13 protein-coding genes are annotated in these 14,689 nt (G+C 46.0%); 3 read left to right on the top strand and 10 right to left on the bottom strand.

Going from position 1 to position 14,689, the window contains the following annotated elements; all coding sequences use genetic code 11:
* Positions 1-9: 9 nt before the first annotated feature.
* From ubiB to rmuC, 4 genes are all read right to left on the bottom strand, one after another.
* A complete protein-coding gene (gene ubiB, locus CWO08_RS07775; protein WP_107899035.1) occupies positions 10-1,644 on the bottom strand; it encodes a ubiquinone biosynthesis regulatory protein kinase UbiB in 1,635 nt (544 codons plus the stop codon).
* Positions 1,641-2,246, bottom strand: a complete 606-nt coding sequence (locus CWO08_RS07770) for an SCP2 domain-containing protein (protein ID WP_102432214.1) — start codon at positions 2,244-2,246, stop codon at positions 1,641-1,643. The genes ubiB and CWO08_RS07770 overlap by 4 nt, the downstream gene beginning before the upstream one ends.
* Before the next feature lie 98 nt (positions 2,247-2,344).
* Positions 2,345-3,124 carry a bifunctional demethylmenaquinone methyltransferase/2-methoxy-6-polyprenyl-1,4-benzoquinol methylase UbiE gene (gene ubiE / locus CWO08_RS07765; RefSeq protein WP_026012235.1) on the bottom strand — a complete coding sequence of 260 codons (780 nt, stop codon included), beginning with the start codon at positions 3,122-3,124 and terminating at the stop codon, positions 2,345-2,347.
* A gap of 65 nt (positions 3,125-3,189) precedes the next feature.
* A complete protein-coding gene (rmuC, locus tag CWO08_RS07760; protein WP_108020199.1) occupies positions 3,190-4,722 on the bottom strand; it encodes a DNA recombination protein RmuC in 1,533 nt (510 codons plus the stop codon).
* Positions 4,723-4,860: 138 nt separating this feature from the next.
* On the opposite strand from rmuC, the gene CWO08_RS07755 reads away from it, so the two are divergent.
* A complete protein-coding gene (locus CWO08_RS07755; RefSeq protein WP_107899036.1) occupies positions 4,861-5,754 on the top strand; it encodes a DMT family transporter in 894 nt (297 codons plus the stop codon).
* Between the two features lie 137 nt (positions 5,755-5,891).
* On the opposite strand, the gene CWO08_RS07750 is transcribed toward CWO08_RS07755, so the two are convergent.
* The 3 genes from CWO08_RS07750 to ftnA all read right to left on the bottom strand — a co-directional run bounded on the left by CWO08_RS07750 (position 5,892) and on the right by ftnA (position 8,255).
* Positions 5,892-7,085, bottom strand: a complete 1,194-nt coding sequence (locus CWO08_RS07750; RefSeq protein ID WP_107899037.1) for an NAD(P)/FAD-dependent oxidoreductase — start codon at positions 7,083-7,085, stop codon at positions 5,892-5,894.
* Positions 7,086-7,335: 250 nt separating this feature from the next.
* A complete protein-coding gene (gene uspB / locus CWO08_RS07745; protein ID WP_009848060.1) occupies positions 7,336-7,659 on the bottom strand; it encodes a universal stress protein UspB in 324 nt (107 codons plus the stop codon).
* A 68-nt stretch (positions 7,660-7,727) separates the two neighbouring features.
* Positions 7,728-8,255, bottom strand: a complete 528-nt coding sequence (gene ftnA, locus CWO08_RS07740) for a non-heme ferritin (RefSeq protein WP_017066029.1) — start codon at positions 8,253-8,255, stop codon at positions 7,728-7,730.
* A gap of 189 nt (positions 8,256-8,444) precedes the next feature.
* Here ftnA and uspA point away from each other — a divergent pair, with 189 nt between their 5' ends.
* On the top strand, positions 8,445-8,879 hold the full coding sequence (gene uspA, locus CWO08_RS07735; protein WP_017060149.1) for a universal stress protein UspA: 435 nt from the start codon (positions 8,445-8,447) through the stop codon (positions 8,877-8,879).
* Between the two features lie 52 nt (positions 8,880-8,931).
* Complete coding sequence (locus CWO08_RS07730) at positions 8,932-9,810, top strand: carboxylate/amino acid/amine transporter (RefSeq protein WP_102479131.1); 879 nt, start codon at positions 8,932-8,934, stop codon at positions 9,808-9,810.
* Positions 9,811-9,921: 111 nt separating this feature from the next.
* On the opposite strand, the gene CWO08_RS07725 is transcribed toward CWO08_RS07730, so the two are convergent.
* From CWO08_RS07725 to CWO08_RS07715, 3 genes are all read right to left on the bottom strand, one after another.
* Positions 9,922-10,512 carry a hypothetical protein gene (locus tag CWO08_RS07725; RefSeq protein WP_108020198.1) on the bottom strand — a complete coding sequence of 197 codons (591 nt, stop codon included), beginning with the start codon at positions 10,510-10,512 and terminating at the stop codon, positions 9,922-9,924.
* A gap of 141 nt (positions 10,513-10,653) precedes the next feature.
* The gene (locus CWO08_RS07720; protein WP_108020197.1) at positions 10,654-11,433 is read right to left on the bottom strand and encodes a class I SAM-dependent methyltransferase; all 780 of its coding nucleotides are present in this window, start codon (positions 11,431-11,433) and stop codon (positions 10,654-10,656) included.
* 112 nt (positions 11,434-11,545) lie between these two features.
* Entirely contained in the window at positions 11,546-14,668 is a 3,123-nt protein-coding gene (locus CWO08_RS07715; RefSeq protein WP_108020196.1) for an EAL domain-containing protein, read from the bottom strand.
* Positions 14,669-14,689: the final 21 nt, after the last annotated feature.

Genomic DNA, 14,689 nt, shown 5'->3' with positions numbered 1-14,689 from the left:
GTCTACTGTCTAACGACGGTAAGCTCGCCAACTAAGCAACCAAAATGTGACACCTGCGATGCCACAGCCCATAGATAGCTGCTCATAAGGGCTTGAAACTAATATTGCGGAGCATACGACTAAAGTGGCTCCAACGCCAAACAAAAACTTTCCAGTTGCTTGCTGACGCTTACTATCTCGGTAACCTTGATAAAGCTGATCCATTCTGTGGTTCATCGCTTTACCTTGGCGCAAGCTGTCATAAAGTAGCTCTGGCAGCTCTGGCAGTTTTTCTGCCCAGAATGGCGCGCGCTCTTTTACTGCGTTAATCACAGCTTGCGGCCCCACCTGATTCATCATCCAGGTTTCAAGGAAAGGCTTGGCGGTTGCCCACAAATCAAGCTGCGGATACAACTGGCGGCCTAGACCTTCCACATACAACAAGGTCTTCTGCAGAAGCACCAACTGAGGTTGAACCTCCATGTTGAAACGTCTTGCTGTATTAAATAAGTTTAGCAACACATGGCCAAATGAGATCTCGCCAAGTGGTTTTGCAAAAATTGGCTCACACACCATGCGAATCGCGAACTCAAAGTCGTTGACGTTGGTGTCGTGTGGCACCCACCCCGAATCAACGTGCAGCTCAGCGACTTTACGATAATCTCGGTTGAAGAAAGCCAGCAGGTTTTCTGCTAAATAACGCTTATCTTCACTGTTGAGTGTGCCGACAATGCCACAATCCAAACCAATCCACTGCGGGTTATCTGGATTTTCTGGATTAACGAATACGTTGCCCGGGTGCATGTCTGCATGGAAAAAGCTGTCTCGAAATACTTGGGTGAAGAATACGGTCACACCACGTTCCGCGAGCAATTTCATGTTGGTGCCGTTGGAGTTTAACGTCTCAATATCCGAAACCTGAATACCATAGATTCGCTCTGACACCATCAAGGTTTCACTGCTTAAATCAGGGATAACCTCTGGAACATACAGCTCTTCACTGCCTTCAAAATTACGTCGCAGTTGAATAGCATTGGCCGCCTCACGGCGCAGGTCTAGTTCATCAAGTAACGTTTTCTCGTACTCATGAACCACCTCAACAGGTTTCAAACGACGTGCTTCAGGAAGCGACTTAGCGACTATACGCGCCATTCGGTGCATCAGTTTTAGATCTGCGTCAATCACCGGGCGAATATCAGGTCGAATTACCTTGAGAACAATCTCACGACCGCTCTCTTTAAGCTTTGCGGTATGCACCTGAGCGATAGAAGCAGAAGCCAGAGGCTCGATATCAAAGTCGGTAAACCAGTTATCTAAACTGCCACCGAGCGCCTTTTCCATATCTTGTTTAGCCAATTGACCATCGAATGGCGCAACTTGGTCTTGCAACAGTGCCAGTTGATCGGCGATATGAGGAGGGAACAAATCGCGACGCGTCGACATCATCTGTCCGAACTTGATCCACACAGGCCCAAGCTCTTGCAGCGCGAGACGTAAGCGATGACCCAACTCTTTATCTTGATGCTTGTTCTTAAGCCAAAACAGCGACTTTCGCGCCAGCAAAGGGGCTTTGGTCAATTGGTGCTCTGGCATCAATTCATCAAGGCCATATTCCAACTGTACCTTGATAATATGATAAAGACGTTTCAGTTCTGTTGGGGTCATGCTTTCTCCAACAGGGCGTTCAACTTAGCTTCAAGGCGTGCTGCAGAGCTTTTCACGTCATCAACTTGATCGCAAAAGTGCGCGACTTCTAACGGTGCTGGTGCGATCTTCCACTCTTCAGTCAGAACTTGAGCAACATGGCTTTGATGTTTGCTGGCTTGCTTTGCCACAAAACCACCGACGTTTTTAACGCCTTGGACCAAGGTATGAGCAACCACATCACCTGTTACGCGCGATAACCACTCTTCCAAGTCAGGCTTGCAGTCTGTCATCAGTTGAGCAAATTTCTGAGCCAGTTGAATATCACCCTCTAAGATCAGCTTATCTTGCTTGATCAGCTTGGTGATGTTCGATTGCTCACGCAGTTCCGGTAACACCGATAAATTCAAAGATAGGTAGCAATCAGGCTGCCCTTCGTATTCCGACAACACATCAATTTGTTGGCTGAAAACGAAAGTGAGTGTTTTATTCAACTCTTTCAAATTAACTTGAATGATCTGCCCCTTTAAACGAGACAAACGACGAACCAAAGCTGGATCATCGTTCACGAAAGTATTTAAAGAGGTTTCAATAACCGCGGTTACCAATGGATCAAATGGCATGACTGTCCTTACCTTTGAAAACGGATAAGCCTTAACCTATCCGTTCTGTCTTTATTCTTATTGTTTAGCACGCTCAACGAGCCTGCTACCAAGTTCGACTAGAACTTGTAACCGCGGTGCAGCGCAACAATGCCGCCCGTTAAGTTGAAATATTTAGTATTCTCGAAACCCGCTTCCTGCATCATGCCTTCCAAAGTCTCTTGGTTAGGGTGCATGCGGATAGATTCTGCAAGGTAACGGTAGCTGTCTGCATCGTTAGCAATCAGCTCACCCATTTTTGGCAATAGGTGGAAAGAGTATGCGTCGTAAACCTTTGATAGTGGCTCAAGCACTGGCTTAGAAAACTCAAGAACCAACAGACGACCACCCGGCTTAAGCACGCGGTACATTGAACGCAGCGCTTGGTCTTTATCGGTTACATTACGCAGACAGAAGCTGATGGTAATGCAATCGAAGTAGTTATCCGGGAAAGGCAACTCTTCAGCGTTCGCTTGTACATAGTGTACGTTGCCAACAATGCCGCTATCACGCAGCTTATCACGGCCAACATTCAGCATTGAGTTGTTGATATCAGCAAGAACCACGTGGCCTTTCTCACCAACAATACGCGAGAATTTCGCAGTAAGGTCGCCAGTACCACCACCAAGATCTAGGATACGCTGACCAGGGCGCACGCCACTGCAATCAATCGTGAATCGCTTCCACAAGCGGTGAACACCACCCGACATTAAGTCATTCATGATGTCGTATTTAGCGGCTACAGAGTGAAAAACCTCTGCTACTTTCGCGACTTTTTCGTCTTTCGCGACTGTTTCGAAACCAAAGTGTGTGGTTTCTGACTCTACTGCTGAATTTGTCTGCACGCTTGTGTCCATAATGCTGTTATCTACCATGGTAAGTTCTCATCGACAGCACGCTCCATGTTTAGAGGCGCTGCGGCCGATTAGTTTACTTTATCCTCAGCAGGTTGTCTTTCTACTAAGGAGGCATTTTCTGAAAAAGCCTCATTTTGCGCCATTTCAGCCAAACCAATCGAGATCGGTTTCTTCACTTCAACACCCAATTGCTTGAAGCTTTCGGCCTGACGAATCACGTTGCCTCGCCCTGTCACTAGCTTATTCATCGCCCCTTGATAACTTTGGTTGGCTCTATCAAGTGAGCAGCCAAGGCCTTCCATATCATCAACAAACAGGCGCAGCTTGTCGTAAAGCTTGCTCGCACGTTCCGCGATAACTTGTGCATTTTGGTTCTGTCTGTCGTTGCGCCACAGGTTATCAATGGTACGCAGTGCCACCAGCAGGGTGGTTGGGCTGACCAAGATGATGTTTTGCTCCATCGCATCTTTAACCAAGCTAGGATCCGCCTGAATCGCCACTTGGAATGCTGGCTCAACCGGGATAAACATCAGCACGTAATCCAAACTCTGTATGCCTTTAAGCTGATGATAATCTTTCTGGCTCAGTCCTTTGATGTGCGCTCTTAACGACACCAAGTGATCACGCAATGCGGCATCACGCTGCTGATCGGTTTCGGCATTGAAATAGCGCTCAAACGCGACCAACGCCATTTTCGAATCCACCACTACTTGCTTATCTTGTGGCAAATGCACGATCACATCCGGCTGATAGCGCTTACCTGCATCGTTCTGTAGGTTCACTTGCGTTTGGTATTCGTGACCTTCGCGCAGCCCTGATTCAGCAAGCACGCGAGCCAGTACCACTTCACCCCAGTTACCTTGTTGTTTGTTATCGCCCTTTAGTGCTTGAGTCAGGTTAACCGCTTCACGCGTCATGCTTTCATTAAGGCGCTGCAGGTTTTTCAGCTCATGCACTAAGGTATGGCGCTCTTTGGCTTCTTGGTTAAAGCTATCGTTAACCTGCTTCTTAAAGCCTTCCAACTGCTCTCTTAGTGGAGACAACAAACCTTCTAGGCTCTGCTTGTTCTGCTGATCGACCTTGGCGGTTTTACTCTCAAAAAGTTGGTTCGCTAACAATTCAAACTGCTGCTTAAGTCGAGATTCAGCTTGTTCTAGCAACTGCAGCTTTTCGCTATTGGCGAGGTTTTCTTGATCATGCCTTGCTTCTTGTTCGCGCAGCTCGGCTTCTAATTCAGACTTATGATCCTTAAGCACATTGATCTCATCAGCGTACTGCTGGCGCTCTTGCTTTACTGCCTCAAAGTAGCGCAGCTTTTCCATCGCAGCCATCACCTTACCGTGTGCTTGCTTGAGCTCGAATGCCGCTTTGTCTCGGTCATCATCTAACTCATTGAGTTCTTGTTGCGCCTCTGCGAGTGATGATTTGAGCTGAGCTTGCTGAGATTCATGCAACAAACGATCGGACTCTAGCTGCTGCTCGAGCAATCGCTGCTGAAAAGAGAGCTTCTGTTTAATCCACCAACCCACGACGCCACCGCTGACGAGCGCGCCAGAAATTGCAGCAATAAGCGTTGCCTGATGTTCGATAATCCATTGCATGATAATGATTTAGCCTAATTGGAAATAACTCATTAAATGGTATTTTGATACTGGATAAATGTCCAGTTTGCCGTATTAAAATTCGACAGATAGACTAGGCGCTCCGTATTCTGTCCCATCAAATTAAAATGAGTTGCCATGAACGAACGTCGTGCCTTAGGCTTTGGCCTTTCCGCAGTACTGCTGTGGTCAACGGTCGCTACTGCCTTTAAGCTGACCCTTGCTGAGTTTTCACCTATTCAAATGCTGACTATCGCTAGCATTGTGTCGTCGATTGCGCTGATCGCAGTCTGCGCCTTTCAGGGCAAGCTTTCTCAGCTGAGTACTACGTTCCTTTCAAACCCTTGGTATTACTTACTGCTCGGCTTGGTCAACCCATTGGCCTATTACCTGATTCTATTCAAAGCATACGACCTGCTTCCCGCTTCACAAGCTCAAGCCATCAACTACAGCTGGGCGATCACGCTAACCTTAATGGCAGCGGTTTTTCTAGGGCAAAAGATTCGTAAACAAGATTGGATTGCGTGTACCTTCAGCTATGCGGGTGTGGTAGTTATTGCGACCAAAGGCGACGTGTTAGGAATGCAGTTCGATAGCCCACTCGGTGTGGCGCTAGCGCTGCTTTCAACTTTGCTTTGGGCGGGATACTGGATTCTCAACACCAAAAACAAGGCAGATCCTGTGGTGGGTGTACTGCTTGGTTTCTTAGTGGCATTGCCATTCGCGATCGGTTTAACCATTTTTGAGGGCGAAAGCTTTAGCCAAATCACGGCGAAGGGCTGGATGGCGGTGACTTACGTTGGCCTATTCGAGATGGGAATTACCTTTGTATTGTGGTTATCAGCACTCAAGCTAACCAACAACACAGCTCGTATCAGCAACCTGATTTTCGCATCACCATTTATCTCGTTGATGCTACTTTCCACGATTATCGGCGAAGAAATTCACCCAGCGACACTGTTTGGCTTGGTACTGATCATTGCTGGTTTAGTGGTTCAACAGATCAAATTTTCAAAAAACAAAGCTGCGTAAATAAGCGCTAAAAGATTCGATTGAGAACGAAAAGCTATCTATAAAGCCGAATCTAGAGCTAGAGCACAATGTTAGATACAAAAATGGCGAGTCGTATGACTCGCCATTTTTATGTAATTTTAAATCTATGGGTAAGCTTAAACCCACTGGCCTGCAGCAAAGCCAGAACTCCAGCACCATTGGAAGTTATAACCTCCAAGCCAGCCCGTTACGTCCATCACTTCACCGATGAAGTAGAGGCCAGAGACGCTCTTACATTCCATAGTTTTTGAAGATAGGTGATTGGTGTCCACGCCGCCTAGAGTTACTTCGGCCGTTCGGTAGCCTTCGGTACCGTTTGGCGCGATTTTCCAATTTTCTAAGTGCTCTACGATGTCATTCAGCTGTTTTTCATTGAACTGCTTGAGCGGCTTGTCTTCCAGCTCTTTACGATCAATCAACACTTCCACAAAACGCTTCGGTAGTGCTTTCGCCAAGGTATTTTTCAGGCTCTGATTTGGGTGCTTCTCGCGAGAGTTAGCCAGCAACTCAGCTACATCGACTTCAGGTACTAGATTAATCGAAACCGACTGACCCGCTTTCCAGAACGAAGAAATTTGCAGTACTGAAGGACCCGATAGGCCGCGGTGAGTAAACAACAATGCTTCTTTGAACAAGGTTCCGTCTTGCGCGGTGATCTCGGCAGGAATTGCGATACCAGAAAGCTCTGCGAAAGCTTCTTTATCTTCTTTATGCAGAGTGAATGGCACCAAGCCTGCGGTAGTTGGCATCACAGACAAACCAAATTGCTCTGCAATCTTGTAACCAAATGGCGTTGCGCCCAGCTTAGGCATCGACAAACCACCGGTCGCTACCACCAGTGAGTCACACTCAACTTGGTCGGTATTGAGATGCATCTTGAAGCCAGAATCGGTCTTTTCGATGGAGTGAACGTCACAACGGTAGCGCTGTTCAACTTTCGCCAGCTTACACTCTTCAAGCAACATGCTCACGATGTCTTTTGCGGTGTGGTCATTCACACAGAACAACTGGCCGTGGTCTCGCTCTTCGAACTCTATACCGTACTTGCTCACCATCGAGATAAAATCCCAGTTGGTGTATTGAGATAAAGCTGACTTCACAAAGTGAGGGTTGTTACACAGGAAGTTGTTGGCTGAAACATCATAGTTAGTGAAGTTACAACGGCCGCCACCTGAGATTAAAATTTTTCTGCCTGGTTTCTTTGCATGATCAACCACCAGCACTCGTCGGCCGCGTTTACCAGCTTCCGCAGCACACATTAAGCCCGCGGCGCCCGCACCAATTACGATTACATCAAATTTTTCACTCATGTGGTTCTGCTTTTCTTCACTTTTGCAGCCCGAGTACGCCCTGTTCTCGAAATGCCATCAATAAAAAAGGATGTGCATAAACAGCACATCCTTACTAATTGCTCGCTATTTTAGCGGCAATTTTAAACTTTGCAATTGATGTTCAATTGTACAATTTGCAGACAGCAGCAAAACCACTACTTGGCTTAGCGAACCAACAACCAAAGCTTCACACCAAAACCTAAGCTCTACTTCATATGTACTAAAAAACTTAGACGATGAAAGAAGACAGCAAGGTTACACCTAGCAGAGCGGAAGAGAGTATGAATAACTGCCTTACACGATCGCACTTCGAAGTAAAAACTTCGTCATGATGATGGTGATACTCTTTGCTTTTGATGTAACTGAACAGGCGAACCTGTTTGGTCATATTGCCATGAGTTGTGAAAAAACCGCCTCCGTCTACTTGTTGATAAAGTAGAGGATGCGCTTCTCGCATAATATAAATGAGTGTTCTTAGCGCAGTAAAATAACGCGCCCAGTTCACGCAAGTCACAACCATTAGTGCAAATAGAATAGTGTCGCCGCTGATCATCCTTTCCTCCCTACATCTTCATAAGAAAACTCAAAAGAAAAAGATAATCAGTGTCTTTCTCGTACTACCTAAACGGCAGGAGCTTCCATAATTGAAGATGAACCATCTTTTGCCAATTGCGCTAGGTCTTTATCTATAAAGAACAGTGCCTTACCGTCTTCACCAACAAGTTCTAGCTTATCCAATACACCTTTAAACAACTTCTCTTCTTCGTGTTGCTCTGCAACGTACCATTGCAGGAAGTTAAAGGTTGAGTAGTCTTGTGTGCTGAAAGCAACGTGAGCCAGTTTGTTGATCTTTTCAGTAATCATCTGCTCATGTTCATAAGTTTCACGGAACACTGCGCCAAGGCTTTCGAATTCGTGTTTTGGTGCTTCAATTGCACCCAGAATTGGCATTGCACCTGTTTCGCTTACGTAAGTGAAAAGACGCTGCATATGTTCCATTTCTTCTACTGCATGAACACGCAGAAACTCTGCTGCACCTTCAAATCCTTTGTCTTCACACCAAGCACTCATTTGTAAGTATAGATTGGATGAGAAAAATTCTAGGTTAATTTGATCATTCAGTTGCTCAACCATAGTTTTTGACAGCATTTAAGACTCCTAATTACATCCTCAATTTTCTCTACTATATCACTATTTAATGAATATCTCGCAGGCCATTAGTTAACCAATATTTCGAGCTGTCATTACGCAAGACAGTGGATATGAGATCACTTCAGCAAAAAAAGCCATCGCATAGTGCTAATCTTTAAACAGACAATGAATAAAGGAGGTAGCGATATGAGTTACAAACATATTTTGGTCGCGGTCGATTTATCAGAAGACAGCAAATTAATTGTGGATAAAGCGGTAGCATTGGCAAAGCCATTGGAAGCCAAGGTCTCTTTTATCCATATCGATATTAACTACGCGGAACTCTACACTGGCCTGATTGATATCAACATGGCCGAAACGCAACATAACGCGATGGAAGCATCTCGTATTCAGCTGCAAAATTTTGCGGAACACGCTCAATACCCGATCACCCATACCCTGGTGGGTAGTGGCGATTTGAGTCATGAGCTGTGTGACACCATCAACGAGTTCAATGTTGATCTCGTGGTTTGCGGTCACCATCAAGACTTTTGGAGCAAACTGCTTTCTTCAACACGACAACTGATCAACGCCTCTCCGGTTGATATGCTGGTCGTGCCTCTAAGAGATTCAGAAGACTAATGATTTAAGGTTAGGTAACATACAGCTCATATCTTATTAACGAAGTTTTACTATGAGCTATTTAGCTGGTGTTACCCTCCTATGGGCCTTCTCCTTTAGCCTGATCGGCGTTTACCTTGCGGGTCAGGTTGATTCTTGGTTCTCTGTTTTAATGCGTGTTGCCCTTGCTGGCGTCGTATTTCTTCCTTTCCTAAAGTTTCGCGGCGTATCACGTAAGCTGATCGCTAAATTGATGACAATTGGTGGTATCCAGCTTGGCCTGATGTACTGCTTCTACTATCAGTCTTTCTTACTGCTATCTGTTCCTGAAGTCCTTTTGTTTACCGTTTTCACGCCAATTTACGTCACGCTAATTTATGACTTTCTCAAAGGGCAATTCTCTCCGTGGTACCTAGTGACTGCGGCAATTGCGGTATTAGGCGCGGTATTCATTAAATTCGCAGGCATCAACGAAAACTTTTTAGTTGGCTTCCTCGTCGTGCAAGGCGCGAACCTGTGCTTTGCTATCGGTCAGGTGGGCTACAAAGTTGTGATGGAGAAGGAATCGACCGAGTTACCTCAGCGAACCATATTTGGTTACTTCTACTTAGGGGCGCTATGTGTCGCTTCGGTTGCTTTCATGCTACTGGGCAATCCAGAGAAACTACCCACCACCACACTTCAATGGGGAATCCTGATCTACCTTGGCTTGATTGCTTCGGGGCTGGGTTACTTTATGTGGAATAAAGGTGCATGCATGGTGAATGCCGGTGCACTGGCGGTAATGAACAATGCATTGGTTCCTGCTGGCCTAGTGGTGAATATCCTGATTTGGAACAGAGATGTCGATTTAGTTCGCTTGTCTATTGGTGGCGCTGTTATCTTATTCTCTTTGTTCGTCAATGAGACCTGGGTGAAGAAGCGCGTAGCAAGATCCGCAAGCAATGCCTAAGGGATTGAAATGAGCTGCATGAGTTAGCTCAGGTAACCCCAAAAAGCAAAAGAGCGACCTAAGTCGCTCTTTTTAAATCATCGCTGTAGCAATAAACCATTCGAATCAACTTCAGTGAATGTGATTATGGCTCACTACCTGAGTCTTGGTTTCAGTGAAGGCGACATCATCAAGTTGTAGGTTGATGCGTTCAAGGTCACTTTCCAGTTTCTGGCTTTTCTTAAACAGCTTTTGCTGTTTCTTAATCATCTTCGCGAGCTTTTTGTTGTACTTCTCTTGTTTCTTAGCTGCTTTCTTCGCTTGTTTGAGTTCAGCTTTCTCATCACCACTCGCCTTCGCCATCAGTTTTTTCAGCTTGGCTTTTTTCTGTGCTGCTTCTTTTTTTGCAAGCTCAGGAACAATATCAATTGCGGTTGGATCGAACATTTGTACGCTTGGCTCAATTGTTTCGTTGATTTCTGCAAGCGATAGCTCTGGTGCAGGTAATGTTTCCGCTAACAGGCCGCATGCGACTTTCTCTTCAACGGGTTTGTTTTGACAACCAAGAGGTGGAATTGCGGTTGGTTTGCATAGATTCGCTTGATCCGCCGAAGAACGCGCACAAGAACGACACACAAACTTAGGTTCAGTCACCAAGCTGTGGATCTCGCCCAAGTGTTCAGTGATATCTCGACGGTTTAACTTACAAAAGCGTTTAGCCATGCTACAACTCCAGCTAAGAATAATAATGATTCTTAGTTAGATATACATCCGTAACGCGACTATCGCAAGTGTTAAATGGCAATTTATCGTATTTATGACGGGAAATTTTCTTAGCGTGTATCTAAGTTATTGATGCATCAATTAAGTCATTGATGCTTTCACATAGACGTCAAAGCGGTTCTTTTTGGTTTCGATCGCCATGCTCGGTTTTTGCTCGTCTAACCAAGCTGCGTAATCCGGTCTTTTAACCACAACGCGCTTCGATGCCAATTTCATCGCCGGCTCAAATAGACCATCAGCATCCAGATCGGCACCCACCAAAGATTGGAATACGCGCATCTCTTTTTTGACTAGAGCCGATTTCTTTTTGTTCTCTGGGTGTGGGTACATTGGGTCTAGATACACCACGTCTGGTTGTTCGAAATCAGGATCGTTACTAAGTTTATCTAGCGTATCGTGACTCGAAGCGTGAATCAACTTCATACGTTCGCTGACCCAACCACCGATGTCTGGGTCTTGTTGCGCTCGCTGCAAGCCATCATCAAGCAGTGCTGCCACAACGGGGTGACGCTCGACCATTTGTACGTTACAACCTAGAGAAGCCAACACAAACGCATCGCGCCCTAAGCCCGCAGTGCCATCGAGGATAGTTGGCGTTGCGCCTTTGTTTAAACCAGCGGCTTTGGCAATCGCCTGACCTTTACCACCACCAAACTTACGTCGGTGACCGACAGCGCCTCCCACTAAATCAACAAAGATAGCGCCAAGCTTAGGCTCATCGACTTTACGTAGCTCAAGTCGCTCACTAGTCAGTACCAAAGCAAAATCACTGCTTTCATCATGAGATAAGTTCCAGCGGGTCGCTAAGTCATTCAAATGATCGATTTGGGTAGCATCTTCGCAAATCAGTTGTAGTTGCAAGGTCGTCTCCAACAGACAGTAGTATTCAAAACAAAAGAGGCAACCAGTTTACCTGATTGCCTCAACAATACATATTAGCGGTGAAAAGTATTCACAGCTAAAGTCGGCTTACCTAAACCAATTGTTCTATCTCGCGCTCTTGCCTTAACTCTTCAACGAGCTCCGCCAGTGGCTTAGGTCGCCCTATGATGTAGCCCTGAGCGTAGTTCACACCAAGCTCGATCAACTTATCTATGATTTGAGTATTTTCAACGAACTCAGCCACGGTATGTTTACCCATCTGCTTAGCTAAATCATTGATCGAGCGAACCATCACATGGTCCATCTCATTGACATCAATATCACGTACAAACAAGCCATCGATCTTCACAATATCGACCGGCAGTTTTTTCAGATAACCAAACGACGATAGCCCTGAGCCAAAGTCATCCAGTGCAATCATGCAGCCGAGCTCTTTGATTCGAGTGAAGAATTTGATCGCCTGCTTCATGTTACTCATCGCAGCCGTTTCGGTGATCTCTAAACAAATCTTATGACACGGTATCGATGAATCACTCAGACTATCTATCAAGAACTCGACAAACTCACGGTTACCCATCGAGTGACCGGAAAGGTTAATTGAACACATCCCCAACTCATCAATGATATCTGGTCGTTGTTCCAACCAACTCAAGGTTTGACCCACCACTTGGCGGTCAATCAAATGCGCGATGTTGTAGCGCTCAGAGGCTGGCATGAAGATCCCCGGAGAGATGTACTCACCTTTGATATTCTTGATACGTACCAAGATCTCAAAATGCATTTTTTCACTATTTTCATCTAGACCAAGAATGCGCTGAGCAAACAACTCTAAGCGGTCATTCGCCAAAGCCTCATGCACTAAGTTGACGCACTCCATCTCTAAGTGACGACGACGCAGGTCTTCATCATCTTGATGGTAAAGGTTATAACGGTTACGGCCTTCTTCTTTAGCCGCATGACAAGCCGCATCCGCCTGAGCATGCACCATCTGCGGTGAAGCCGCAGTATGGTCAATCAATCGAATGCCAATAGAGCAGGTCAGGTTGAGTCGAATATCATCCCACAAGAACGGATTCTCGCTCATCATCGAGATAATACTGCGACACACATTCACCGCATCTCGCTCAGTACAGTCTTTCATTAATACTGCAAACTCGTCACCGCCCATTCGCGCTAACACCGCATTATAAGGCAGTACATCTTCCAGCAAATTGGCGCTAAACATGATTGCGGCATCACCCGCTTCATGCCCTGCGGTGTCGTTCAGGACCTTCAACTGATCCAAGTCTAAGAACAACATTGCATGAGTTCGCATGTGACTCTCAACCTCTTTGAGCGCTTTTTGCAGCTCTTGCTCAAAATGGTTACGGTTGAAGGTATCAGTCAGCAGATCATAACGAGCTTGATACTCTAACTTTTCAGAGAGCTCGTGCGTTTCAGTGATGTCTTCACCCACAATCAACAGCTGATCAGACTCCACTAGCGGGCGAATATTTTCTCGAATCCAGATCTTGCTGCCGTCGGCATGGCGATATTCGATATCACGACGCCATACCCCACGAATCTTATGTTGTGGTTGCAGCAAAATATGACGTGGAATCATCGCGTTCTCATCGACATAGAACTCTCGAGGGCGGTGCCCTAATAGTTGATCTAGCGGGTAACCTAGTAGCTGCTCCGCAAACTGGTTCACTTGTTGGATGCGGTTATTGCCATCGAGGGTAATCATCATCACCGGTTGTTTGTCGTAATATAACTTGAGGTTCGCTTCGCGCTGGAACAGTTTATTCTCAGCCAGCTTACGAGAGGTCACGTCACGCGCTTCAAACAGGAACTGAGTGTCTTCCTTCTCATTGCCTGGCATCGGCTTCAATGAAATATCCAACACCATCGCACCACGATCACGACACCACACCTCAGCTTCAAATCGTAAGGCTGGGTGTTCACTTTTAGTGATGAAATATTCACTTAGCACTTCTCGTGCAGAATCTTCCCAATGTTGATGTTGCTGCAGAGGTGTTCCCAGTTTATAGCCTTGGTTATAAAGCAGCTCATGTAGCTTGCTGTTACTCGACAACAACACACCGCCCTTATCAATGATCCCCATAAACTGCAGGCTTTGGTCGAATATCGACTCAAGCAGCAGCTGGCTTTGTCGGCTGGCACGTTCACTTTTCTTTAGGCGATTGAGGTAATACACCAATGTCGCGATGACACACGACATAACCAAAAACAGCAAACCTACGGTGCGAATTTCATCGCGGTAGCGTACTAAAAATGACTTTGGCTTGTTGAGGAAGGTCACCGAGGCTTCATTCTCGGCACCCAAATCCCATCTTGAGATCTGTTGGTAGTCAAGTTTGATTTCTGGCGCGCCAGCAACCACCAATGGCAATGGTGCCTTGGGGTTTTTCAGTACACTCAACAATACGCGCCCGGTGTCTCGGCCTTGCGTTTCTCCGCTTTGAATCACACCACCAATCGCACCAAAACCTAGCCCTAGATCGTGCACCATGTACAATGGAATTTGGGTCTTGATATTCAGTTGTCGCCAATCTTCATCACTACTCACTCTGCCTTGTGCATCGCGGTAATACGCCCAAAACAGCAAGCTTTTTCCTAGGTCAACACGTTGAGAAAAGGCCATTAACTCTTGGTAGGAATCCGGCACATAGTGCTCAACGAGATCAGAAATATCGGGATGGTTTTTGATGAACAAATCGATTTGAGAGCGAATCGCCTCACCCGTGACCGAGTGATCAGTAACAATATAGATTTTCTTTACGGTCGCTTGAAGACGCTTAACCAACTCAATATTGCCAACTAAGTCGATATCTTCGGTGATGCCCGTCGCGTTCAAACCTTCGATCATTTCAGGGGAGAAGTTGTTGATGCCACCAAAGATGACTGGCGTATCTTTGAGATCGGGCGCAAGGCGCTTCATTAAGTTGAGCGCGTTATTATCACTAACGACAATCGCTGCAAATTCTTCATGCAGTAGCTTGGTATGATAAAGCTGATACACGCGCTCTAGGTATTCTGGGTTTTGAGTGCGTTTACTATCGAGATAAACCACACGGTAAGACAGCCCGTCACGATCGAGCTCATCTGATAATCCTTTATGGAAATCATCTGTCCAGAAAAAGCCTTGGTGGTAAGAGTGGATCACCAATACATCCTTTGCCTGAGCTGAAGCAAACACACTCCAACACATCACAATAAAAAATAACGAAAA

Source organism: Vibrio sp. 10N.286.48.B8 (genome assembly GCF_003050085.1).
GTDB lineage: Bacteria > Pseudomonadota > Gammaproteobacteria > Enterobacterales > Vibrionaceae > Vibrio > Vibrio crassostreae.
This window is presented reverse-complemented; position numbering and strand designations above follow the sequence as displayed.